The 22,423-nt window shown below is 38.4% G+C and carries 21 protein-coding genes and 4 tRNA genes; 23 read left to right on the forward strand and 2 right to left on the reverse strand.

What is annotated here, in order from left to right:
- The first annotated feature begins 4 nt into the window (after positions 1–4).
- From ACFX40_RS17190 to rlmH, 22 genes are all read left to right on the forward strand, one after another.
- On the forward strand, positions 5–202 hold the full coding sequence (locus ACFX40_RS17190) for a DUF951 domain-containing protein (RefSeq protein WP_013059917.1): 198 nt from the start codon (positions 5–7) through the stop codon (positions 200–202).
- 170 nt (positions 203–372) lie between these two features.
- On the forward strand, positions 373–1,473 hold the full coding sequence (gene ychF / locus ACFX40_RS17195; RefSeq protein WP_013059916.1) for a redox-regulated ATPase YchF: 1,101 nt from the start codon (positions 373–375) through the stop codon (positions 1,471–1,473).
- Between the two features lie 189 nt (positions 1,474–1,662).
- Complete coding sequence (rpsF, locus tag ACFX40_RS17200; RefSeq protein WP_013059915.1) at positions 1,663–1,950, forward strand: 30S ribosomal protein S6; 288 nt, start codon at positions 1,663–1,665, stop codon at positions 1,948–1,950.
- A 48-nt stretch (positions 1,951–1,998) separates the two neighbouring features.
- Positions 1,999–2,499, forward strand: coding sequence for a single-stranded DNA-binding protein (gene ssb, locus ACFX40_RS17205; protein WP_013059914.1), 501 nt, complete (start codon positions 1,999–2,001; stop codon positions 2,497–2,499).
- A 66-nt stretch (positions 2,500–2,565) separates the two neighbouring features.
- On the forward strand, positions 2,566–2,805 hold the full coding sequence (gene rpsR / locus ACFX40_RS17210; RefSeq protein WP_013059913.1) for a 30S ribosomal protein S18: 240 nt from the start codon (positions 2,566–2,568) through the stop codon (positions 2,803–2,805).
- 138 nt (positions 2,806–2,943) lie between these two features.
- Entirely contained in the window at positions 2,944–3,888 is a 945-nt protein-coding gene (locus ACFX40_RS17215; protein WP_028409760.1) for a YybS family protein, read from the forward strand.
- Between the two features lie 36 nt (positions 3,889–3,924).
- A complete protein-coding gene (locus ACFX40_RS17220) occupies positions 3,925–5,898 on the forward strand; it encodes a DHH family phosphoesterase (RefSeq protein ID WP_028409759.1) in 1,974 nt (657 codons plus the stop codon).
- Entirely contained in the window at positions 5,895–6,344 is a 450-nt protein-coding gene (gene rplI, locus ACFX40_RS17225) for a 50S ribosomal protein L9 (protein ID WP_016765987.1), read from the forward strand. Before ACFX40_RS17220 ends, rplI begins: the two co-directional genes overlap by 4 nt.
- 115 nt (positions 6,345–6,459) lie before the next feature.
- Positions 6,460–7,824, forward strand: coding sequence for a replicative DNA helicase (gene dnaB / locus ACFX40_RS17230; protein WP_028409758.1), 1,365 nt, complete (start codon positions 6,460–6,462; stop codon positions 7,822–7,824).
- A gap of 187 nt (positions 7,825–8,011) precedes the next feature.
- The gene (locus ACFX40_RS17235) at positions 8,012–9,298 is read left to right on the forward strand and encodes an adenylosuccinate synthase (protein WP_028409757.1); all 1,287 of its coding nucleotides are present in this window, start codon (positions 8,012–8,014) and stop codon (positions 9,296–9,298) included.
- A gap of 168 nt (positions 9,299–9,466) precedes the next feature.
- A tRNA-Lys gene (locus ACFX40_RS17240) sits at positions 9,467–9,539 on the forward strand.
- A 15-nt stretch (positions 9,540–9,554) separates the two neighbouring features.
- Positions 9,555–9,626, forward strand: a tRNA-Glu gene (locus ACFX40_RS17245).
- Positions 9,627–9,661: 35 nt separating this feature from the next.
- A tRNA-Asp gene (locus ACFX40_RS17250) sits at positions 9,662–9,737 on the forward strand.
- A 4-nt stretch (positions 9,738–9,741) separates the two neighbouring features.
- Positions 9,742–9,814, forward strand: a tRNA-Phe gene (locus ACFX40_RS17255).
- 262 nt (positions 9,815–10,076) lie between these two features.
- A complete protein-coding gene (gene yycF / locus ACFX40_RS17260) occupies positions 10,077–10,784 on the forward strand; it encodes a response regulator YycF (protein WP_013085552.1) in 708 nt (235 codons plus the stop codon).
- Between the two features lie 6 nt (positions 10,785–10,790).
- Entirely contained in the window at positions 10,791–12,698 is a 1,908-nt protein-coding gene (walK, locus tag ACFX40_RS17265) for a cell wall metabolism sensor histidine kinase WalK (RefSeq protein WP_013059906.1), read from the forward strand.
- Positions 12,689–14,056 carry a YycH family regulatory protein gene (locus ACFX40_RS17270; RefSeq protein WP_028409756.1) on the forward strand — a complete coding sequence of 456 codons (1,368 nt, stop codon included), beginning with the start codon at positions 12,689–12,691 and terminating at the stop codon, positions 14,054–14,056. The genes walK and ACFX40_RS17270 overlap by 10 nt, the downstream gene beginning before the upstream one ends.
- Entirely contained in the window at positions 14,043–14,822 is a 780-nt protein-coding gene (locus tag ACFX40_RS17275) for a two-component system regulatory protein YycI (RefSeq protein ID WP_098333880.1), read from the forward strand. Before ACFX40_RS17270 ends, ACFX40_RS17275 begins: the two co-directional genes overlap by 14 nt.
- A gap of 18 nt (positions 14,823–14,840) precedes the next feature.
- Positions 14,841–15,635 carry an MBL fold metallo-hydrolase gene (locus ACFX40_RS17280; protein WP_014457688.1) on the forward strand — a complete coding sequence of 265 codons (795 nt, stop codon included), beginning with the start codon at positions 14,841–14,843 and terminating at the stop codon, positions 15,633–15,635.
- Between the two features lie 57 nt (positions 15,636–15,692).
- On the forward strand, positions 15,693–16,925 hold the full coding sequence (locus ACFX40_RS17285) for a S1C family serine protease (protein WP_035335787.1): 1,233 nt from the start codon (positions 15,693–15,695) through the stop codon (positions 16,923–16,925).
- A gap of 73 nt (positions 16,926–16,998) precedes the next feature.
- Positions 16,999–17,157, forward strand: coding sequence for a CxxH/CxxC protein (locus ACFX40_RS17290; protein ID WP_377255732.1), 159 nt, complete (start codon positions 16,999–17,001; stop codon positions 17,155–17,157).
- An 83-nt stretch (positions 17,158–17,240) separates the two neighbouring features.
- Complete coding sequence (rlmH, locus tag ACFX40_RS17295; protein WP_013085547.1) at positions 17,241–17,720, forward strand: 23S rRNA (pseudouridine(1915)-N(3))-methyltransferase RlmH; 480 nt, start codon at positions 17,241–17,243, stop codon at positions 17,718–17,720.
- A 169-nt stretch (positions 17,721–17,889) separates the two neighbouring features.
- Here the strand turns inward: rlmH and ACFX40_RS17300 are convergent, their stop codons facing one another.
- Entirely contained in the window at positions 17,890–18,888 is a 999-nt protein-coding gene (locus ACFX40_RS17300) for a tRNA dihydrouridine synthase (protein ID WP_028409752.1), read from the reverse strand.
- A 409-nt stretch (positions 18,889–19,297) separates the two neighbouring features.
- The gene (locus ACFX40_RS17305) at positions 19,298–21,196 is read right to left on the reverse strand and encodes a PhoX family protein (RefSeq protein WP_377255735.1); all 1,899 of its coding nucleotides are present in this window, start codon (positions 21,194–21,196) and stop codon (positions 19,298–19,300) included.
- Positions 21,197–21,577: 381 nt separating this feature from the next.
- On the opposite strand from ACFX40_RS17305, the gene ACFX40_RS17310 reads away from it, so the two are divergent.
- A complete protein-coding gene (locus ACFX40_RS17310) occupies positions 21,578–22,420 on the forward strand; it encodes a PepSY domain-containing protein (RefSeq protein WP_098333882.1) in 843 nt (280 codons plus the stop codon).
- Positions 22,421–22,423: the final 3 nt, after the last annotated feature.

The following is a 22,423-nucleotide window of genomic DNA, read 5'->3' on the forward strand; positions in this document are numbered from 1 at the left end:
GCTGATGACGGAAAAAGAATTTGGTTTAAATGACGTTGTGGAAATGAAAAAACCTCATCCTTGCGGTACAAATGAATGGAAAATCATTCGAATGGGAATGGATATCCGTATCAAATGTGAAGGCTGCGGCCATAGCGTAATGATTCCAAGACGTGATTTTGCACGTAAAATGAAAAAAATTCTTGTAAAGCATGAGGAATAACCTCATGCATTTTCTATGTTTATGCCTTATACTGTAAGGTGGGACAAAATGAAGCACCTTAACCCCATGCGGTTAAAGGTTCTTTATCAAACTTGTATTTCAAAAGTTGACTCACTATAATTGTGACAGGTTAACTTGTTTCGGATATATAAAGAGGAGTGAATAAATATATGGCTTTAACAGCTGGAATTGTTGGTCTTCCTAACGTTGGAAAATCAACATTATTTAATGCAATTACACAAGCGGGCGCAGAATCTGCGAACTACCCTTTCTGTACGATTGATCCTAACGTAGGTATTGTAGAAGTACCTGATCATCGTCTTCAAAAACTTACAGAGCTTGTAAAACCTAAAAAAACAATTCCAACAGCATTTGAATTCACAGATATCGCTGGAATCGTAAAAGGTGCTAGTAAAGGTGAAGGATTGGGAAATAAATTCTTATCTCATATTCGAGAAGTAGATGCGATTTGTCACGTTGTACGTTGTTTTGAAGATGAAAACATCACGCACGTTTCAGGAAAAGTAGATCCTATCTCAGATATTGAAACAATTAATTTAGAGTTGATTTTAGCAGATTTAGAAACGGTAGAGAAACGTATTGGCCGTGTTCAAAAAATGGCTAAACAAAAAGACAAAGAAGCAATGTACGAATACGAAATTCTAGAGAAACTAAAGAATGCATTTGAAAGTGATCAGCCAGCTCGTGCTGTATCGTTTACAGAAGAACAAATGAAATTAGTAAAACAATTTCATTTGCTAACGATCAAACCTATTCTTTATGTAGCAAACGTTTCTGAAGATGAAGTAGCCGATGCATCTGCTAACGAATATGTAGCAAAAGTGCGCGAGTATGCGGCAAGTGAAGGTGCAGAAGTAATTGTTGTTTGCGCACGCATTGAATCTGAAATTGCTGAACTTGAAGGAGAAGAAAAAGCAATGTTCCTTGAAGAACTAGGCATTGAACAGTCAGGTCTAGATCAGCTTGTACGTGCAGCGTACGATTTGCTTGGATTAGCTACGTACTTTACAGCGGGTGAGCAAGAAGTACGCGCGTGGACGTTTACACAAGGTATGAAAGCTCCTGAGTGTGCAGGTATTATTCATACAGATTTTGAACGCGGATTTATTCGTGCAGAAACGGTGTCATACGAGGATTTATTGGCTGCCAAAACAATGGGAGCAGCTCGTGAAGCTGGAAAAGTACGTTTAGAAGGAAAAGAATACATCGTAAAAGACGGAGACGTTATGCATTTCCGCTTTAACGTATAAGATTAAAAGCCGAAAGAAGATATCTTCTTTCGGCTTTTGTTGTTGGCGAAAATATTAGCATATATTTACGAAACAGCCCGCAATGCGTATTGCTTTGCCTATGGTAGTGTGCTATAATTTTAATTCGTGAGTAATATTTTATTGCTCCTTGCCCGTTTCGGGCCGTTAGACCAAAAGGAGGTGACAGTGATGAGAAAGTATGAAGTAATGTACATCATCCGTCCAAGCATTGATGACGAAGCAAAGAAAGCATTAGTTGAGCGCTTTAACGGCGTATTAACTGATAATGGTGCTGAAATCGCAAATGTTAAAGAATGGGGTAAACGTCGTTTAGCATACGAAATCAATGATTTCCGTGACGGTTACTACATGATTCTTGACGTGGCGGCTACTTCAGAAGCAGTTTCTGAATTTGATCGTCTTGCGAAAATCAACGAAGACATTATCCGTCATATCGTTGTTAAACAAGAAGCATAATTAAACGTTTAAATAAATTGGGTTTTATTTCCTTAAGGAGTGGTTCTGATGATGAATCGCGTAATTCTCGTAGGACGCTTAACCAAAGATCCTGAATTACGTTATACCCCGAGTGGAGCAGCGGTTGCAACATTCACTTTAGCGGTAAACCGCACATTTACAAATCAGCAAGGTGAACGTGAAGCTGACTTCATCAACTGTGTTGTATGGCGTCGTCAGGCTGAAAATGCAGCCAATTTCCTTAAAAAAGGAAGTTTAGCTGGTGTTGATGGTCGACTACAATCTCGCAGTTACGAAGGACAAGACGGTCGTCGCGTATACGTAACGGAAGTTGTAGCGGAAAGTGTGCAATTTTTAGAGCCGAAAAGTGGCGGTGGGGATACGCAACGCAGTAACTTTGCTAACACTGGAGGATCTGGACAAGGCTCTCCATTTGGAGATAATCAGAACCGTAACTCAGGTAATCAAGGTTATACTCGCGTTGATGATGATCCATTTGCAAATAATGGCGAGACAATTGACATTTCAGATGACGATTTACCGTTTTAATTCGCAGTAGATTATCCGGAGTATAAAATTTTATAGAAACTTTTAAGCGGAAGGAGGCGTATCAAAATGGCAGGTGGACGTAAAGGTGGACGCAACAGACGTCGTAAAGTTTGTTTCTTCACAGCAAACGGCATCACTCACATCGATTACAAAGATGTAGATATGCTTAAAAAATTCGTTTCAGAGCGTGGTAAAATTTTACCTCGTCGTGTAACTGGAACAAGCGCTAAATACCAACGTAAATTAACGATCGCTATCAAACGCGCTCGTCAAATGGCATTATTACCATATGTTTCTGGTGAATAATGAACGGTATAAAAAGAGGCAGTAAGGATTCCCTTACTGCCTCTTTTTACATTACATAAGTGCTCTTTTGTCAAATAGTTGCTTCTTATGAATTGAATCGATAAAATAAATAATAGTCTATATCAACGAGGTGAAGTTGTGAAAGGAATTCGATATATTACAGAAGGAGCAGCTCTTTTAGCGCTTTTTGTGGCGCTGTTGCTTTTTTCACTATACATACCTGTTGTGGGAACCATTTTTCAACTAGCGCTTGCTGTTCCATTTATTGTGTATACCGTTCGTCATGGGTGGAAAAAGGCAATATTATTTTTAGTAGTAGGGTTGTTATTGACTTTGTTATTTGGAAATGTGTTGACTCTTCCTTTTACATTTGTATTTGGTATTGGTGGATTAGCAATAGGAATGCTTTACCGACAAAAACAAAAAAGGTATACCATTTTACTAGGCGGAACGGTTGCATTTAGTTTAGGTTTACTTTTATTGTTTGTAGGAGCAAATGTCATTTTTAATGTTAATTTAATGGAGCAAATAAATAATGCTTTAGATCAATCAATTAATCAAAGTATTGAAATGATGAAAAGTTTAGGACAAGACGTTAAGGAATCTCAAATTGACCAAATGAGAGATGCATTTGATATGTTTAAAAATCTATTGCCTCTATTAATTGTTATAGGTGGAGTTATTCTGGCCTTTTTCTCTCAGCTTATTGCTACGCCTATTCTTAAAAGAACAGGTTATGAGGTGGAAGCATTCCCGCCTTTTCGTGAATTCAAACTTCCTAAAAGTATTCTATGGTATTATTTGATTGCATTAATCTTATCCTTCCCATCTTTTAATATTGAACAAGGTACATTTATGTACGTAGCCATTATCAATATCGTGATGGGACTGCAAATGCTAGTAGTGTTACAAGGGATTTCTTTTATTTTCTATTTTTCACATCAAAAAGGGTATGCGAAAGCAATTCCAATTGTTGTAACAATTTTAGCATTAATTATTCCAATTATCCTTCAAATTGTGCGCATCTTAGGTATAATTGATTTAGGATTTAATTTAAGAAAACAATTAGACACAAAAAAGTAGATATTGTGGAACTTAAAAAAGTAGGAGCTGAAATGGATGCCTGTCTTTACAAAAAAGAACGTTATTCGCTATCCATTTTACTCATTGTATAGTATAGCTCTGATTTTAGTAGGTATCGTGACCTATCATAATTGGATCATAGGAATGATAGGCTTTATATTACTATTAGCCTGTCTTTTTCTATACATGAGAATGGAGCGAATGCTGTCCGATGAGTTTGAAACCTATATTTCAATGCTGTCTCATCGGCTGAAAAAAGTAGGCGAAGAGGCATTAATGGAAATGCCGATTGGGATTATGCTGTTTAATGATGAATATCAAATTGAATGGACCAATCCTTTTCTAGCATCTTGTCTCGGTGAAGACACACTAGTGGGAAGATCATTATACGATGTAGCCGAAAGTATTATTCCACTGATCAAACAAGAAGTGGAAACAGAAGTTGTCACGTTGCATGATCGGAAATTTAAAGTGGTGATTAAACGAGACGAGCGCTTACTGTACTTCTTTGATATTACAGAGCAAATAGAAATCGAAAAATTGTATGAAGAAGAACGAACAAGTTTAGGTATTATCTTTTTAGATAATTATGATGAACTAACGCAAGGAATGGATGATCAAGTTAAAAGTAACTTGAATAGCCAAGTAACCTCTATGTTAAATAGTTGGGCTCAAGAATACGGTATTTTTATTAAACGTACGTCTTCCGAGAAATTTATTGCGATTATGAATGAACAAATCTTAATTCATTTAGAGCGAAGCAAATTTTCTATCTTAGACCAAGTTCGAGAAGAGACGTCTAAACAAAATATACCGCTTACATTGAGCATTGGTATCGGTGCTGGTGCTGCTGATTTACCTGAGCTGGGTGCCTTAGCTCAATCTAGCTTAGATTTGGCCTTAGGTCGAGGCGGAGATCAAGTAGCGATTAAACAGCCGAATGGAAAAGTGAAATTCTTTGGGGGCAAGACAAACCCAATGGAAAAACGGACGCGCGTGCGTGCAAGAGTTATTTCTCACGCGTTAAAAGAGCTCATTACAGAGAGTGGAAAAGTGATTATCATGGGTCATAAGTATCCGGATATGGATGCTGTAGGAGCTGCTATTGGGATATTAAAAGTAGCCCAAGTAAATCAGAAAGACGGTTTTATCGTATTAGATCCTGATCATATCGATACAGGTGTTCAGCGAATGCTAGAAGAGATTAAAAAGAAAGAAGGCCTGTGGGAGCGATTTATTACGCCTGAAGAAGCCTTAAATCTTGTAAGTGATGATACTCTTTTAGTAGTAGTAGATACGCACAAGCCATCGATGGTTATTGAAGAAAGATTATTACATCGTATTGAAAATGTCGTGGTCATTGATCACCATAGACGTGGAGAAGACTTTATTGAAGATCCTCTTCTTGTCTATATGGAGCCATATGCTTCCTCGACAGCAGAGCTCGTTACTGAGCTTCTTGAATACCAGCCAAAACGATTTAAAATTGATATGCTAGAAGCAACGGCACTTTTAGCTGGTATTATTGTCGATACAAAAAGCTTTACATTACGCACGGGATCTCGTACGTTTGATGCAGCGTCCTTTTTACGTTCTCAAGGCGCAGATACGGTTCTTGTTCAAAAGTTTTTAAAAGAAGATATCACGCAATATGTACAGCGAGCACGCTTTATTGAACATGCAGAGATTTATACAGCAGGTATTGCTATTTCACGAGCTGAACCAAACAAAATGTATGATCAAGTGTTAATTGCGCAAGCTGCAGATACGCTGCTTTCAATCAGCGGAGTGGTTGCTTCGTTTGTTATTTCTAAGCGGCGGGATAATCTAATTGGCATTAGTGCTAGATCGCTTGGAGATATCAATGTACAAGTTATTATGGAAAGTCTCCAAGGCGGAGGCCACTTAACGAATGCTGCTACTCAGCTCCAAGACATTAGTTTGGATGAAGCTGAAGAACGGCTTAAACAAGCAATTGATGAGTACTTAGATGGAGGTAAAAAATCATGAAAGTAATTTTCTTAAAAGATGTAAAAGGAAAAGGCAAAAAAGGTGAAGTGAAAAATGTTTCAGATGGCTACGCACATAACTTCTTATTAAAAAATGGTTATGCTGTTGAAGCTACAGGCGGTAATGTGAAGGTATTAGAAGCACAAAAAAATAGAGAGCAAAAAGATGCAGCTGCAGAACTTCAAGCAAACAAAGAGTTAAAAGCAACTCTTGAAGAACTAACAGTTGAATTAAAAGCAAAATCTGGTGAAGGCGGCCGTTTATTCGGTTCTATCACAAGCAAACAAATTGCTGAAGAATTAAAGAAAAAACACAAAATTAAAGTAGATAAGCGTAAAATTGAATTAAATGATGCCATTCGCGCATTAGGCTACACAAATGTACCGGTTAAATTACATCCAGAAGTAACGGCTACTGTAAAGGTACACGTGACTGAACAAAAATAAACGTACGATTGAAAAATAGGTAAATAATATAAAGGGTTGGCGCGGACTTGTATTTGTTCGCGCCAACATTTATGATGAAAGAAAATACGAAAGAATATAAGAGGGGCATAGAAATATGAGTGATCTTTTTGCTGATCGTCTTCCGCCTCAGAATATTGAAGCAGAGCAAGCGCTATTAGGGGCCATTTTCTTAGAGCCTTCTTCTTTAACCTTAGCATCTGAACTGCTGATACCTGAAGATTTTTACCGGGCATCGCACCAGAAAATCTTTACATGTATGCTGAAACTTTCTGACCAAGGTGAACCGGTTGATTTGGTAACGGTAACGTCTGAATTAGCTGATCAAAAAATCTTAGAAGAAGTTGGCGGCGTATCGTATTTAAGTGATTTAGCTAACTCTGTTCCAACGGCTGCAAACGTAGAGTATTACGGTAAAATTGTAGAAGAAAAGTCGATTTTACGCCGTCTAATTCGTACTGCAACGCATATTGCTTCAGAAGGATATGCAAGGGAAGACGAAGTGGAAGTTTTATTAAATGAAGCGGAAAAAAACATTTTAGAAGTAGCACAGCGTAAAAACAGCGGTGTGTTTCAAAATATCAAAGATGTACTTGTACAAACGTACGATGATATCGAAGTTCTTCACAATCGAAAAGGTGACATTACAGGTATCCCAACCGGGTTTAGTGATTTAGATAGAATGACAGCAGGGTTCCAGCGAAATGATTTAATCATTGTAGCGGCCCGTCCATCGGTAGGTAAAACGGCTTTTGCCTTAAATATTGCGCAAAACGTTGCAACGAAAACGGATGAGAACGTAGCAATCTTCAGTTTAGAGATGGGTGCTCAGCAGCTTGTTATGAGGATGCTGTGTGCCGAAGGAAATATTGATGCACAAAGGCTGCGTACAGGCTCGCTTACAGCTGATGACTGGGGAAAGCTTACGATGGCAATGGGATCTTTGTCCAATGCAGGCATTTATATTGATGATACACCTGGTATTCGAGTAGGTGAAATTCGTTCTAAGTGTCGTCGCTTGAAACAAGAAGGCGGACTTGGGATGATTTTAATTGACTACTTACAGCTTATTCAAGGTAATGGACGAAGCGGAGAAAACCGACAGCAGGAAGTATCTGAAATTTCGCGTGCGTTAAAATCTTTAGCTCGTGAATTAGAAGTTCCTGTTATCGCCTTATCACAGCTTTCCCGTGGAGTAGAGCAGAGACAAGATAAGCGACCGATGATGTCTGATATCCGTGAATCCGGAAGTATTGAGCAGGATGCCGATATCGTAGCTTTCTTATATCGTGAAGACTATTATGAAAAAGATACAGAAAATCAAAATATTATCGAGATTATTATAGCCAAGCAGCGTAACGGTCCAGTTGGAACTGTACAGCTTGCCTTCGTAAAAGAGTACAATAAATTCGTTAATCTCGAGCGGCGCTTCGATGACGCAGGAGTGCCGCCTGGTGCATAAAACCTCTCAATATGAGAGGTTTTATTTTATTGTTATCGTATTCGTTCCGCAAAATACGATATATTTGTAATAACTTTTGTTAAATCGTTCGGATTTAATTGACTTTAGCGTGATAAATTGATACACTTATCCATGGTTAAATTATGTCGTAGTGAGCTGTTGCTTACTAAGCGGAGGTGCTTAAGATATGTCTTCAGTCGTTGTAGTAGGAACACAATGGGGAGATGAAGGAAAAGGGAAGATTACAGACTTCCTATCAGAAAATGCAGAAGTGATTGCACGTTACCAAGGTGGGAACAATGCAGGTCACACAATTAAGTTTAATGGTGAAACTTATAAGTTACATTTAATTCCTTCAGGTATTTTTTATAATGACAAAACGTGTGTAATTGGAAACGGTATGGTTGTCGATCCAAAAGCGCTTGTTCAAGAATTAAAATACTTACATGATCGCGGTGTAACAACAGAAAACTTACGTATTAGTAACCGAGCTCATGTGATTCTTCCATATCATTTAAAATTAGATGAAGTTGAAGAAGAACGTAAAGGTGAAAATAAGATTGGTACAACGAAGAAAGGTATTGGACCAGCTTATATGGATAAAGCAGCACGTGTTGGTATTCGAATTGCCGATTTACTAGACCGTGAAGTATTTGAAGCAAAATTAACACAAAACTTAGCTGAAAAGAACCGCCTTCTTGAAAAAATGTATGAAGTAGAAGGCTTTACATTAGAAGAAATTTTAGATGAGTACTATGATTATGGTCAACAAGTTGCAAAATACGTTGTTGATACATCAGTAGTATTAAATGATGCGTTAGACGAAGGACGTCGTGTACTATTTGAAGGCGCACAAGGTGTTATGTTAGATATCGACCAAGGAACATATCCATTTGTTACATCTTCAAACCCAGTAGCGGGTGGAGTAACAATTGGCTCTGGTGTAGGTCCATCTAAAATCAAACACGTTGTAGGTGTATCAAAAGCGTATACAACTCGTGTTGGTGACGGTCCTTTCCCAACTGAATTAACAAACGAAATCGGTGATCAAATCCGTGAAGTAGGACGTGAGTATGGTACAACAACTGGTCGTCCTCGCCGTGTAGGTTGGTTCGACAGTGTAGTTGTACGTCATGCTCGTCGCGTTAGCGGAATCACAGATTTATCTTTAAACTCAATTGATGTATTAACGGGAATTGAGACATTAAAGATTTGTGTAGCTTACCGTTATAAAGGGGAAGTTATGGAAGAATTCCCTGCTAGCTTAAAAACACTTGCAGAATGTGAACCTGTATACGAAGAGCTTCCAGGTTGGACAGAAGATATTACGGGTGTGAAAACATTAGATGAGTTACCTGATAACGCTCGCCACTACTTAGAGCGCGTGTCTCAATTAACAGGTATTCCTTTATCTATTTTCTCTGTAGGTCCAGATCGTACACAAACAAATGTATTACGTGGTGTATATAGCTAAATAAAAAAGGTTAGCTCCTCGTGAGCTAACCTTTTTTATTTATAATTGGTGCTTTGTTAACAAGATTTTTAAAAAAAGCTCAATAATAAAAAGAAAGTTTTAAAAAAACTATTGCATTCATATTAAATATCATGTTATTATAATAAGCGTCGCTAAGAGATATAACATGAGCCATTAGCTCAGTTGGTAGAGCATCTGACTTTTAATCAGAGGGTCGAAGGTTCGAGTCCTTCATGGCTCACTTTTGTTACAACGTGGCCCGTTGGTCAAGCGGTTAAGACACCGCCCTTTCACGGCGGTAACACGGGTTCGAATCCCGTACGGGTCATTTTTAATATTTTTAATACATAGCATATAGACTGAGGTCCCGTGGTGTAGCGGTTAACATGCCTGCCTGTCACGCAGGAGATCGCGGGTTCGATTCCCGTCGGGACCGCCATTTTGGCTCGGTAGCTCAGTTGGTAGAGCAAAGGACTGAAAATCCTTGTGTCGGCGGTTCGATTCCGTCCCGAGCCATCAAAAAGCATGACTTTATTTAAAGTCATGCTTTTTTCTTTTATTTACATTTAAAAGAAAACGTTATTTGCTTTGTATCTCTTTTGTGGTAATATATTACTTTTGTATTTAGAGATGGTTGAAAATCATATATCTTCATGTATAGTAGAGGATGAACTTGTGACGTTTCAAGGGTTATCAAGTATAATAAAACTACGGTATTCAAACAGTATGAATACTATCTTTTATATTTTGCTTCAACTAATAAAGGAGAACGATGATCATGGATAAACGTATTTTAGTCGTAGATGACGAAAAGCCGATTGCAGATATTTTAAAGTTTAATTTGCAAAAAGAAGGTTACGAAGTATTTTGTGCTTATGATGGCGTAGAAGCACTTGAAAAAGTGGAAGAAGTACAGCCTGAAATGATTTTATTAGATATTATGCTTCCTCAGAAAGATGGAATGGAAGTTTGCCGAGAAGTGCGCAAAAAATATGATATGCCAATTATCATGTTAACAGCAAAAGACTCTGAAATTGACAAAGTTTTAGGTCTAGAATTAGGTGCAGATGATTATGTAACTAAGCCATTTAGTACGCGTGAATTATTAGCACGTGTAAAAGCTAATTTACGTAGACATCAACAGGTAGCTGTTCCAACGGAAGAAAGCGAAACGAATGAAATTACGATTGGAGCACTTGTTATTCACCCAGATGCTTATATCGTGTCTAAGCGCGGAGAAACGATTGAACTGACTCACCGTGAATTTGAGCTGCTGCATTATTTAGCGAAGCACATTGGACAAGTCATGACGCGTGAACACTTGCTTCAAACTGTATGGGGTTATGACTATTTTGGTGATGTGCGTACGGTAGATGTAACAGTTCGAAGATTACGTGAAAAAATTGAAGATAATCCAAGCCATCCAATGTGGATTGTAACAAGACGTGGAGTAGGCTATTATTTACGCAGCCCAGAGCAGGAGTAATTTTAGATGAAGAAAGTAAGGCTCCTGCAATCTATTCATTTAAAGTTTGTATTGATTTATGTGCTGCTTATTTTAATTGCGATGCAAATTATTGGGGTCTATTTTGCACGACAATTAGAAAAAGAATTAGTTAACAACTTTCGAACGTCTCTTCAAGAGCGGACAGACTTGCTGACGTATAACATTGGACAAGAAATGGTGAAAAATCGTGATGATGATTCACCCACTCTTGAGGAAGACTTAAAGACTATTTTACGAGATTTTGCTTCAAGACCCAATTTAGCTTCAAATGATATGAATGACATCTCTGAAGTAAGAGTCATTGACCAAAATAGAAGAATCATTGCTACATCGAACTCAAATCCTCAACAGATCATAGGTAAAAAGACTAATGATTTAGCGATTACAAATGCGTTGTTAGCAGGAACGAACTCTGATAATGTATTTGTTGATCAAAGCGGACAGCGAATTAGAGTTATGATACAGCCTATTCGTTTACAGGATAAAGTAGGTGCCAGTCAATCAAATTCAACTAATAAAAATGGAAAAGTTCAGTCTAGCGAAGAAATCTTAGGTGCTATTTACTTAACAGCTTCCATGGAGCCTGTTTACGATCAAATGAGTAATATCAATCAGATCTTTAAGGCAGGTACAGTGATTGCTCTTTTTATTACAGCTATTTTAGGCGTGTTTTTAGCTCAGACGATTACTCGTCCAATGTCTGAAATGAGAAAACAAGCACTTGAGATGGCCAAAGGGAATTTTACGAGAAAAGCTAAGGTATACGGGTATGATGAGATTGGTCAGCTAGCTCTCACGTTCAACAACTTAACAAGAAAGCTTCAAGAAGCACAGGCAACTACAGAAGGGGAGCGCCGTAAGCTTAGCTCGGTATTAGCTCATATGACGGACGGCGTTATTGCGACGGATCGAAAAGGAAGAGTAATTTTAATTAATGATCCAGCTGCAGCTATGCTAAATGTTTCACGTGAAACGGTTTTGTCTGACCCAGTTGTTTCCCTATTAGATCTTGAAGAAACGCATACGTTTGAAAGCTTGCTCGCTAATCAAGAGTCATTAATTTTAGACTTTAGTACAAAATCGGATCCTTTTATTTTAAGAGCTACCATTTCCGCTATTCAAAAAGAGACCGGTTTTATTAACGGAATTATCATTGTCTTGCATGATATTACAGAGCAGGAGAAAATTGATCAAGATCGCCGAGAATTCGTAGCGAATGTTTCACATGAATTGCGTACGCCGTTAACAACGATGCGCAGTTATTTAGATGCGCTTGCAGAAGGAGCATGGCAAGATAAGGACTTAGCTCCAACATTTTTAAATGTAACGCAAACGGAAACAGAACGAATGATTCGTCTCGTTAACGACTTGCTTCAATTATCTAAGCTAGATAGTCAAGACTACCGATTTAGTCGTGACCCAATCAATTTTGTGAAGTTCTATCATTACATCATTGATCGCTTTGAAATGACAATTGAACAAGGTATTTCGTTCGTGCGCGACTTGCCAAATGAAGCAATCTATGTCGCTATCGATCAAGATAAAATTACACAAGTATTAGATAACATTATTTCCAATGCAATAAAATATTCACCTGAAGGCGGAACCATTACGTTTTCAATTGCTCAGCATACGCATGAAATTGTTGTGAGCATTAAAGACCAAGGTATGGGAATTCCAAAATCAAATTTAGCTAAAATTTTCGAACGCTTCTATCGTGTAGATAAAGCACGAACGCGTAAATTAGGCGGAACAGGATTAGGGCTTGCTATTGCCAAGGAAATTATTGAAGCACATGATGGACGTATTTGGGCAGATAGTCAGGAAGGAAAAGGAACAACGATTTACTTTACTCTTCCGATTGAAAGTGAGAATGATGACGAATGGGAATGAGATATGAACATATCAAAACGGCCATCTTAGTTGTTCTCGTCGCTTCCAGTTTAATTATGACGTATCATATATGGACGTATCAGCCTTCTTATAAGGTCATTTCAAAAAATCAACATTTGCAGGAAGTTGAAGTGAGTTCAAAAAGTAAAATAGAAGATCATATTCTTCCAACAGAAGTTCTCTATCATCGAAACGATAATCACTACATGTCTCACGACGAAGATGATGTAAACAAATGGGTAAATGAAATGAAAAAGTGGAAATTTTCGAATGTGACGGACGTGTCGGATGCTATTTCTCCTGATGGATTTTTAAATTATGTCCATGGAAGTAATTCTATTGAAGTGCTGTATCCAGACGCGCTACCTTTGAAAACGTTTCAACAGCTTTTTTCATTTTCTCAAACGTCTTTGCCTAATCAAACATTTGACCGTGTACTCATTAAAATTAAGCGTACACCTTCCTTTTTCGTGAGCGTGTATCTTGTGAATTATGAGCAAAAAAAGATTTATTCGGTTACAGTCAAGAATTTGGCCAAAGATGATATCAAAGAATTAGAAGATAAAATGAAACGTACGTATGCCCCGAGCTTTGTATATAAAGAAAACAAAAATCGGTATATTTTCCTTCCGGAAAATAATATCACGATGAATAGTGAAGTCTACTATACGAGCATGAGGCATTTAGATATTGAAAAATATAAAGAAGCGCTTTTTAACAACCCAGACTATGCACGGAAAGAAACGTCTACAAACCGAGATGTCTACACCGAAGGTACAAAGGTGATTAATGTTAATACGAAGACAGATGTGATGGAATATGTGAATCTTGTAAATTCCACGACCGAAGTAATGGAAGATTATAATTTAATAAATCGCAGCTTTAGCTTCGTTAATGACCACGGCGGCTGGACGGAATCTAATTACAGGTTCAACAGCTGGAATCGTATTACAAAAGAAATTAGCTACCGTTATTATAAAGATAACTATCCAGTGTACAGCAATCAGGGAATGACTGAAATATATCAGAGATGGGGAAATGCGGAGATTTTAAATTACCGTCGTCCTCTTTATCGTTTTGTGAGAGTACAGGATTCGAGTGTAGAAAAGCTGCAGTCATCTCAAAAGGTGATTCAATTAATTGAAAAACACCAAAACTTTGACCCGAATCTGTTAAAAGATATTTCAATAGGCTATCAGCTAGAAGAAGTGTCACAGCAGCCAAAAACCGGTGAAAAGACGGTTGAGTTTAATTCTAATTCTGTCAAACTCGTTCCTTCTTGGTTCTATTATTATAATAGCAAGTGGTATCGAATTGCACCGCCGACCGAAGGAGGCGATAACGATGGATTGGAATAGAACAAAAACCATCTTTATTTTCACTTTCTTGATTCTTAATATTTACTTAGGCTATCAGATTTTTAAAACCCATCAAGAAGATCAGTACTCTCTATTTGTAGAGTCGAGCGTTGAAGAACAATTAACGAGTGAAGGCATTGAATATAAACATTTACCTGTAGATGTGAAGGAAGCTTCGTCGTTAAATGCTAAAAGCAAACTGTTTAAAGATGAAGATTTAAAAAAGCTTAAAGAACAAAAAGCAGCGCTGCTTGAGGAAAAAACAATTCGAAGCGTATTAGACAAACCTTTTTCAGTGCCTGAAAAAAATACAAAAGCAAAGCTAAGTCAATTTCTAAAAAGATATGTGCTCTCGGGTGAAGATTATGAGCTATGGAACGTTAATAAAGAGAAAAAAACAGTTACATTCTTTCAACGATATAATAAGCACAAAATCTATGACAATGAAAATGGCATGATTATTGCTCATTTAAATGATAAAGGTGAAATTGTTTCATATGAACAAACGATGCTAGGTTCTGTGAAAACGTTGGATGATGAGCAGGATGTTTTGTCTCCTTTAAAAGCATTAGAAAATTTGTTTTTGAAGGATGAATTGAAAAAGAAAGATAAAGTGACAGACGTAGAGTTTGGATACTATACGTTTGATCTGCCATTATTAAATTCTCAAGTTTTAGCACCAACTTGGCACATTGTTGTAAATGGAGATACGAGTTATTTTGTAAATGCCTTTGAAGGGCAGATTATTAAAAAAGGAAATAAATAAGTATTTGGAGTGAGATAAATGAGCCTGCATTTCAGCGTGCTAGCGAGTGGGAGCACAGGAAATGCGATTTTAGTAAGTGATGGAGAACATTCCTTACTAGTTGATGCAGGGCTGAGCGGAAAACAAATGGAAGCTCTATTTCAACAAGTAAATCGCAATATCCCCGATTTATCAGGAATTTTAGTGACTCATGAACATAGTGACCATATTAAAGGACTAGGTGTTCTGGCACGTAAATATAAGCTCCCTATTTTCGCAAATGAAAAAACGTGGAACGCAATGGATGGCTTGATTGGCAACATTGATACAGAACAGAAGTTTCACTTTGAAATTGGCCAAACGAAATCGTTTGGTCAATTGGAAGTGGAGTCTTTTGGCGTTTCGCATGATGCTGCAGAGCCTATGTTTTATGTCTTTCATCAAGGATCTAAAAAATTAACCCTTATTACGGATACCGGCTATGTAAGTGACCGCATGAAAGGTACGATTAAAAATAGCGATATGTACGTATTTGAAAGCAATCATGATGTCGAAATGCTGAGAATGGGGCGCTACCCTTGGAGCATTAAAAGACGAATTCTAAGCGACGTGGGACATGTATCAAATGAAGACGCGGCGCTTGCAATGGCAGATGTGATTGGAGATCAAACCAAACGCATTTACTTAGCGCATTTGAGTCAAGACAATAACATGAAGGAAATTGCCCGCATGTCGGTTGCACAAGTGTTACAACAGAAAGACATCAATGTAGAGGACAATATTCTCCTATGTGATACTGATCCAAAAAGACCAACTGATATTGTTTATGTATAGTCTCTAGAAAGGAAGCGAAAAATAACTTCATTTAGTACGTGAATGCAGACATTCACGATGATAAATGAAGGGTTCGGTGATAGTGTGGAACATTATGATGAAGGCCAAGAGCCAAATAGTCGGCCGCCTAAACGCCGCAGAGGATATTTCGCTTCTGCTCTGATTGGAGCTATTATAGGTGCACTTATTGTACTGCTTCTTATGCCAGCCTTGGTGAGGAACGGGATTTTGCCATACGGATGGATGGATGATGAAAATGGAGATGAACAAACAGGGTCTACCATTCAAAAATCAGTATCTCTTGACGTCACCACGGCCGTCACAAAAGCTGTTTCTGAAGCCAATGCAGCAGTTGTAGGAGTTGTAAACATTCAGAACTCTGAAAGCTTTTGGAATGATGAACGAACTGATGCCGGGACGGGCTCAGGTGTTATTTACAAAAAACAAGGCAACAAAGCTTATATTGTGACAAACTATCATGTCATTAAAGGCGCTAACGAAATTGAAGTGAGCTTCAGTAACGGTACAAGAGTATCGGCTAAAATTCTTGGCAGCGATGATTTAATGGACTTAGCAGTTCTTGAAATTGACGCAGGCCACGTGACAAAAGTCGCTACCTTCGGAAATTCTGATAAGCTTAAAGCTGGTGAACCAGTGATTGCGATCGGAAACCCGCTAGGCCTTCAATTTTCTGGCTCCGTTACACAAGGAGTTGTCTCAGGGGTTAACCGTGTCATTCCTCAAGATTTGAATGGCGATGGAAATCCTGATTGGCAATCAGAAGTTATTCAAACAGATGCCGCCATTAATCCTGGTAATAGCGGGGGTGCTCTTGTTAATATTGATGGTGAATTAATCGGTATTAATTCCATGAAAATTGCCCAAGAAGCAGTAGAAGGCATTGGTCTTGCGATTCCAATCAACATGGCTAGACCCATTATTAATGACTTAGAACGATATGGTGAAGTCAGACGTCCGTATCTTGGAGTTAGTACACTATCATTAAGTGAGGTATCAGGGTATCATTTAAAAGAAACCCTTAAGTTACCCCATGATGTAGTAAACGGAGTCGCTGTTCTAAAAGTCGAGCCAGGTTCGCCAGCCGCTAAAGCCGGATTAAAGGAATATGATGTGATTGTTGAGTTAGATCACAGCAAAGTAAGGGACATTGCGACACTTCGCAAACACCTCTACATTGAAAAAGAAATTGGCGATAAAATGAACGTAACGTTCTATCGCGATGGCAAAAAGAAATCCACAGAAGTAAAATTAACGCGTCAAATGAAGTAAAAGAAAAGTTATCCACAGGGGATAAACTCCTGTGGTTTTTTAATGAAAAGAATAGAGAAAGGAAGATAAATACATGAAGATATATTGCTGTTTAGAACATACAGAACTAGCGCTGGATGTAATGGTAGATGAGATTGAGCTAGCACCGGTTTTTGAAAAAATAGAAAATTCTACTGACAAAAAAAGCTGTGAATATTGTGACAGTGAAGCTGTATATGTAGTAGGGAACTAATATTCTTATACAAAATGTGGATATAGCATGTGGATATGTGGATAATATCTGTGGATAAGAGATAAAGGAGAGGAGAATAGCCTGTGAATATCTCTATTATAACCATTGGAAAGCTAAAAGAAAAATACTTAAAACAAGGCATTCAAGAATATTTAAAGCGTTTATCAAGCTATGCAAAAGTAGAAATTATTGAGCTTGCAGATGAAAAAGCGCCAGAAAACTTAAGTGAATCTGAAATGGAACAGGTGAAACAAAAAGAAGGAGAGCGCATCTTAGCGAAAATCTCAGACGATACTCACGTGATCGCATTAGCTATTAACGGAAAACAAAAATCTTCCGAGGAACTCGCAAAAGAAATTGATTCATTAGCTACCTACGGAAAAAGCAAAATAGCGTTTGTCATTGGCGGGTCGCTTGGTTTAAGCAGCGAAGTAATGAAACGCTCAAACGCAGCCCTTTCTTTTTCAAAGATGACGTTTCCTCATCAGCTTATGCGCCTAGTATTAGTAGAACAGATTTACCGAGCTTTTCGTATTATTCGAAATGAACCTTATCATAAATAGATCGTGTGGATATTTTTTCATTAAAAGCTGAGGCAGAAGGAAATGTAAAACCTTCTGCCTCAGCTTTTATCATATGTGGATAAATAGCATACGTCTATAAAAAAGAACAAGAGGTTCTTCTCTCCGATAAAATGTTAGAACAATTGAGTTTAAGCAAACGAGATCTTATTTAAGAAACAGAAAAACCTTCGTCTTCTTTCACTCCAGCTCTGTCTTTAAACTCATCAAGCAACGCACGCACTTCGTCAGTTGTTTCCGTGCTCATGAGTAGATTTCTTAATTCACTTGCACCGCGGAATCCGCGAACGTAAATTTTGAAAAAGCGTCGAAGCGGTTTGAAAGGGCGCGGCTCTAATTCTTCAGAATACTTATCATGAAGATCTAGCTGCAGGCGAAGAAGTTCTAATAGCTCTTCGCTTGTGTGCTCTTTCTTTTCTTTTTCAAACGCAAAGGGATTATGGAAAATTCCGCGTCCAATCATGATTCCATCAATGCCGTACTTCTCCGCAAGTTCAAGACCTTTCTGGCGGTCAGGAATATCACCGTTAATTGTTAGTAGCGTATGAGGCGCAATTTCGTCACGAAGCTTCTTGATCTCCGGAATTAACTCCCAGTGCGCGTCAACATCGCTCATTTCTTTTTTTGTACGAAGGTGAATAGAAAGGTTCACGATATCCTGCTCTAAAATGTGCTTCAGCCAGTCGTACCACTCATCAACTTGCGTATAGCCAAGACGAGTCTTTACGCTTACTGGAAGTCCTCCAGCTTTAGCTGCCTGGATAATCTCAGCCGCAGTATCTGGACGGCGAATCAGACCAGAACCTTTTCCGTTTCCTGCAACATTCTGTACAGGACAGCCCATATTAATATCAATGCCGCGAAAGCCCATTTCGGCCATGCCGATACTCATTTGACGGAAGTATTCAGGCTTGTCTCCCCAAATGTGCGCAACGATTGGCTGTTCATCATCTGTAAACGTCAAACGTCCTTTTACGCTATCTTTTCCTTTCGGATGGCAGTAGCTTTCCGTATTCGTAAACTCTGTAAAAAATACGTCAGGTCGTGCTGCTTCGGTCACGACATGGCGAAAAACGACATCCGTCACAGCTTCCATCGGTGCCAAAATAAAAAACGGACGCGGCAACTCATGCCAAAAATTATCTTTCATCTTATATCTAAACCCTTTCTTTTAGGGAAAACATATTCCCAAAATTAAAAAGTGTAATTTCTTTTATCAGGTTGAATGTCAGTATAAACTTCAACCAATATATACTTTAATGGTATGGAACGAAAAGTGCAAGGGAACGAGTGGTTTTGTTTTGCTGGAAATACTTATTGAAACAAATTTTATATCTAATATTAGTGGAGTGTAAGCAATTAAAAGGGAGCCTGAAGGCATGGAACGGATATCTGCGAATAAATATCCTAAAGCATTTGGTTTGTGTGTAGGCACTTTCTCCAAGGATATTATAAAGTATTCACCATAATTATGATTACGATAAACGATTTTATAAATAACTTCGACTATATAAAAAACCACGTCTGTCATTGCACAACAGACGTGGCTTCATCACGTATTAATGCTTTTTGTAAGGTGCGCCGTCCTTAGAAGGCAGTCCAGAAATGTATCCTACACCACCTGTTTCTTGAATGCCAATGCTTTCTTTCATTGCATTAGCTAGCTCTTCTTTATCAACAGCGGTAATATTTTTGTCGCTGATGTCCTCGCCCGGGTGCTGATAGTTGCTTAATACGTAGCGAGAGTTTTTAATGTTTTCTACTGCACGAAGTCCTGTTGCTTCTGCTCCCACTGGAACTGAAAGGATGCGTGATAATTTTTTAGTTTTTACATTATAAGCCCATACGAAGTTGTTTGTATGCAGTGAGCTGTCTTCTCCGATAAACAGTGTATTTAAGTCATTTGAATACGTAAGGTTATCAGGGTTGGCAATTTTATTTGGGTCGGCTGTATTACCGTATGCATCTGCTTTTTCTAGGTCTTGTCCAATCAGTAGCCCTTCCATGCTTGCGGGAACGTAGCGACTGTTAATATTGCCGTTTGCTTGGTCTTTTTGATGAGATCCTAAGTTCAGCTGGTAGGTCACACCAGACTCTAATTTTGGAAGCTTGATATCATCTTGTACAGCACCAGATTCTTTTAGCATGGCACTATTTTGGTAAGAAATAGCCATATACGCTTTTTTGTCTTTTTTGTTAACCGTTAGTCCTTCCATCTTGTTGAATTCAGATGTTGCACCTAAAATTGCACCGTATCGGCGTGATTCTAAAAAGGCAGCTGCTTTTTCCATGCCAGTCTTTACTTTTAAATATTCAACTTTTTTACTTGCAGCGGTTTTCACAGCTGTAAATCCTTTTGTAGGCTGGTCAGCTGTTTCAAAAATATCACTAAATTTTGTGCCTTTGTCGATTATTGTTTTCACTTCATTGTCTGTTGCATGGCCAAGCTTAATCCACTGAAGGTCGCCTTTACCTCCATTTTCTGTGTTCGTTTGTTTAAACTTTGCCGCATAAAGAGTTCCTGCTGAGAAGTCTTTCTCCTTATCGGCTACATACATAAACATCATGGTATTAGACCCATCGTCTCCAAAAAGAGCGGTTTTGTTATCTGGAAGTACCTGCATCATTTCATGTGAAAAACGGCCTGTGCTGTAATGTTTTACGACGGATGCATTGCCGCTTTCATCCACTGAAATTTCTGGAATCCAGCCGTAGTAGTAAGGATTTGCTTTTGACGTGTCGCCGAAATAAAGCTTAGCGAAGTTCGTGACGTCTTTATAAGAGCTGGATGAAGGATCTTCAAAAGCACGTGCATCAGGCTCGTATTCTTCTGACCCAAGGTGAGTACCCCAATCCGTTGTAGAGCCATTACACGGCGTCCACAAACCATCTACATTAGAAAAATCAATTTTTTTAGCATGGTTGACAGTTAGTTTTCCTGTTTTATCATCTTGGTCAACTTGTGTAAGCGTCATTGAAGCAGGAAGACCGGAAATCTCTTTTCCAGCATTATTAACAGATTCATATTCATAATGTGAAATAATATAAGACTTACCGTTGATGGTGATAAAGCTGTTTGAATCCGGTGCATCTGATACGTACGGTGATGGCTTATCAGGAACACTTCGGTCAATAATCGGATCCCCGTTTGCATCGATCGGTGTACCTGCGGCGATTAATTCTCCTTTATTATCGACAATTTTATCTTTTGAAAGAAAGAGCTGGTTATAGTTAAGCGGCGTTTCTTCAACGCTTCCATCTTTATATGTTACTTTTACAGATGCCTCTGTATACGTTTTAATCATATTTTCAATCGTAGTAGGTGCTTTCATTGGCTGAAACTCGACGCTTTTGATTTGTTTTGGATGTTGAACTGGATGATGCTCTGCTGCAAAAGCAGAAGCCGCGCTAGAAGCTAAGAGAGTGAGAGATAGTCCAAGAGATACTCGTTTTTTCATGGTTGATAACCTCCAAATCGTATTCATACACTTATTAAATCATTTGATTGTTGAGGAAATATAAAGAGAAGCGCTGGATTTGTTGAGCTGTTGTTAAGAACGTTGAACATTTATATGACAAGTTTAACTAGAAGTTATTCAGCTATCTTTCAGAATTTGTTCAGATAGCATTCAGCTGGGCTTCACAGTGAATTCATGTTCCGCTCTTACAATAAACACATAGCTAAAGGCGACAAAAAGCGCTTTGGCTCGTACAGCAAAAGTGAAAGGTATTTTAGCAGAAAAAAACGTTACTCCAATAGCGCTATTTTGATAAATGACCGCTGCTAAAACATTTGACTCGTGCTGTAAATACATTAGAAATTACGCGGAGGTATAATCATGATTGGAAAAGTATTAGCAGGAAAGGCAGTAGTAGCAAAAGCCGTGGGAGGTGCCACAATTGGAACAGCTATCGCTCTCGGTTCAATGACAAGTGCATTTGCTTCAGACGGCCAGCACATTACTTCAACAAAAGCGTCGGCTCATACCGAAGCGGCAACATATACACAAGCTCAAGCAAAAGCAATTGCCTTAAAGAACTGTGGAGGAACGGTTCAATCAGTTTCTTTTGAAAATAACGCCTATACGTTTTTAATTCACGGACAAGATAATCAAGACCATCATGTGAAAGTAAATGCACACAGCGGAAAAGTGGTAAAGGTTGAAAAACTATCTTTTTCTCGAAGTGAGGCACAAGCAGTAGCGTTGAAAAACTGTGGAGGAACGGTTAAGTCGGTAGGCTTCAACGATGGAGTATACACGTTCTTAATTCACGGAAAAGATAGCCGCGATCACCACGTGAAAGTCAATGCACAAAGTGGAAAAGTGATTCAAATTCAAAGCGCTGCATTTGCAAAAGCACAGGTCCAATCGATTGCATTAAAAAATTGCAGCGGAACGATTCAATCAAGCTCATATGCAAATGAGGTATACACATTTTTAATCCACGGAAAAGATAACAAAGATCACCATGTGAAAGTGAACGCTGAAACAGGAAAGGTAATCAAAGCCGAAGTTGTAAAGTTTACACAAGAACAAGCTAAACAAGCTGCTCTTCAACAGCACAAAGGAACAGTTCAATCTGTCTCATTCAGTGAACAAGCATACACGTTTGTCATTAAAGGAACAGACAACGTACAACATACTGTGAAAATCAGTCCTCAAACAGGAAAAGTATGCTGATTT

This window comes from Priestia sp. YIM B13552 (assembly GCF_042787775.1).
Lineage (GTDB): Bacteria > Bacillota > Bacilli > Bacillales > Bacillaceae_H > Priestia > Priestia megaterium_E.

Coding starts and splice junctions, on each gene's coding strand:
- ACFX40_RS17190 (WP_013059917.1), top strand. CDS start 5: ATGACGGAAAAAGAATTTGGTTTAAATGACGTTGTGGAAATGAAAAAA.
- ychF (WP_013059916.1), top strand. CDS start 373: ATGGCTTTAACAGCTGGAATTGTTGGTCTTCCTAACGTTGGAAAATCA.
- rpsF (WP_013059915.1), top strand. CDS start 1,663: ATGAGAAAGTATGAAGTAATGTACATCATCCGTCCAAGCATTGATGAC.
- ssb (WP_013059914.1), top strand. CDS start 1,999: ATGATGAATCGCGTAATTCTCGTAGGACGCTTAACCAAAGATCCTGAA.
- rpsR (WP_013059913.1), top strand. CDS start 2,566: ATGGCAGGTGGACGTAAAGGTGGACGCAACAGACGTCGTAAAGTTTGT.
- ACFX40_RS17220 (WP_028409759.1), top strand. CDS start 3,925: ATGCCTGTCTTTACAAAAAAGAACGTTATTCGCTATCCATTTTACTCA.
- rplI (WP_016765987.1), top strand. CDS start 5,895: ATGAAAGTAATTTTCTTAAAAGATGTAAAAGGAAAAGGCAAAAAAGGT.
- dnaB (WP_028409758.1), top strand. CDS start 6,460: ATGAGTGATCTTTTTGCTGATCGTCTTCCGCCTCAGAATATTGAAGCA.
- ACFX40_RS17235 (WP_028409757.1), top strand. CDS start 8,012: ATGTCTTCAGTCGTTGTAGTAGGAACACAATGGGGAGATGAAGGAAAA.
- yycF (WP_013085552.1), top strand. CDS start 10,077: ATGGATAAACGTATTTTAGTCGTAGATGACGAAAAGCCGATTGCAGAT.
- walK (WP_013059906.1), top strand. CDS start 10,791: ATGAAGAAAGTAAGGCTCCTGCAATCTATTCATTTAAAGTTTGTATTG.
- ACFX40_RS17270 (WP_028409756.1), top strand. CDS start 12,689: ATGGGAATGAGATATGAACATATCAAAACGGCCATCTTAGTTGTTCTC.
- ACFX40_RS17275 (WP_098333880.1), top strand. CDS start 14,043: ATGGATTGGAATAGAACAAAAACCATCTTTATTTTCACTTTCTTGATT.
- ACFX40_RS17280 (WP_014457688.1), top strand. CDS start 14,841: ATGAGCCTGCATTTCAGCGTGCTAGCGAGTGGGAGCACAGGAAATGCG.
- ACFX40_RS17285 (WP_035335787.1), top strand. CDS start 15,693: ATGATAAATGAAGGGTTCGGTGATAGTGTGGAACATTATGATGAAGGC.
- ACFX40_RS17290 (WP_377255732.1), top strand. CDS start 16,999: ATGAAGATATATTGCTGTTTAGAACATACAGAACTAGCGCTGGATGTA.
- ACFX40_RS17300 (WP_028409752.1), bottom strand. CDS start 18,888: ATGAAAGATAATTTTTGGCATGAGTTGCCGCGTCCGTTTTTTATTTTG.
- ACFX40_RS17305 (WP_377255735.1), bottom strand. CDS start 21,196: ATGAAAAAACGAGTATCTCTTGGACTATCTCTCACTCTCTTAGCTTCT.
- ACFX40_RS17310 (WP_098333882.1), top strand. CDS start 21,578: ATGATTGGAAAAGTATTAGCAGGAAAGGCAGTAGTAGCAAAAGCCGTG.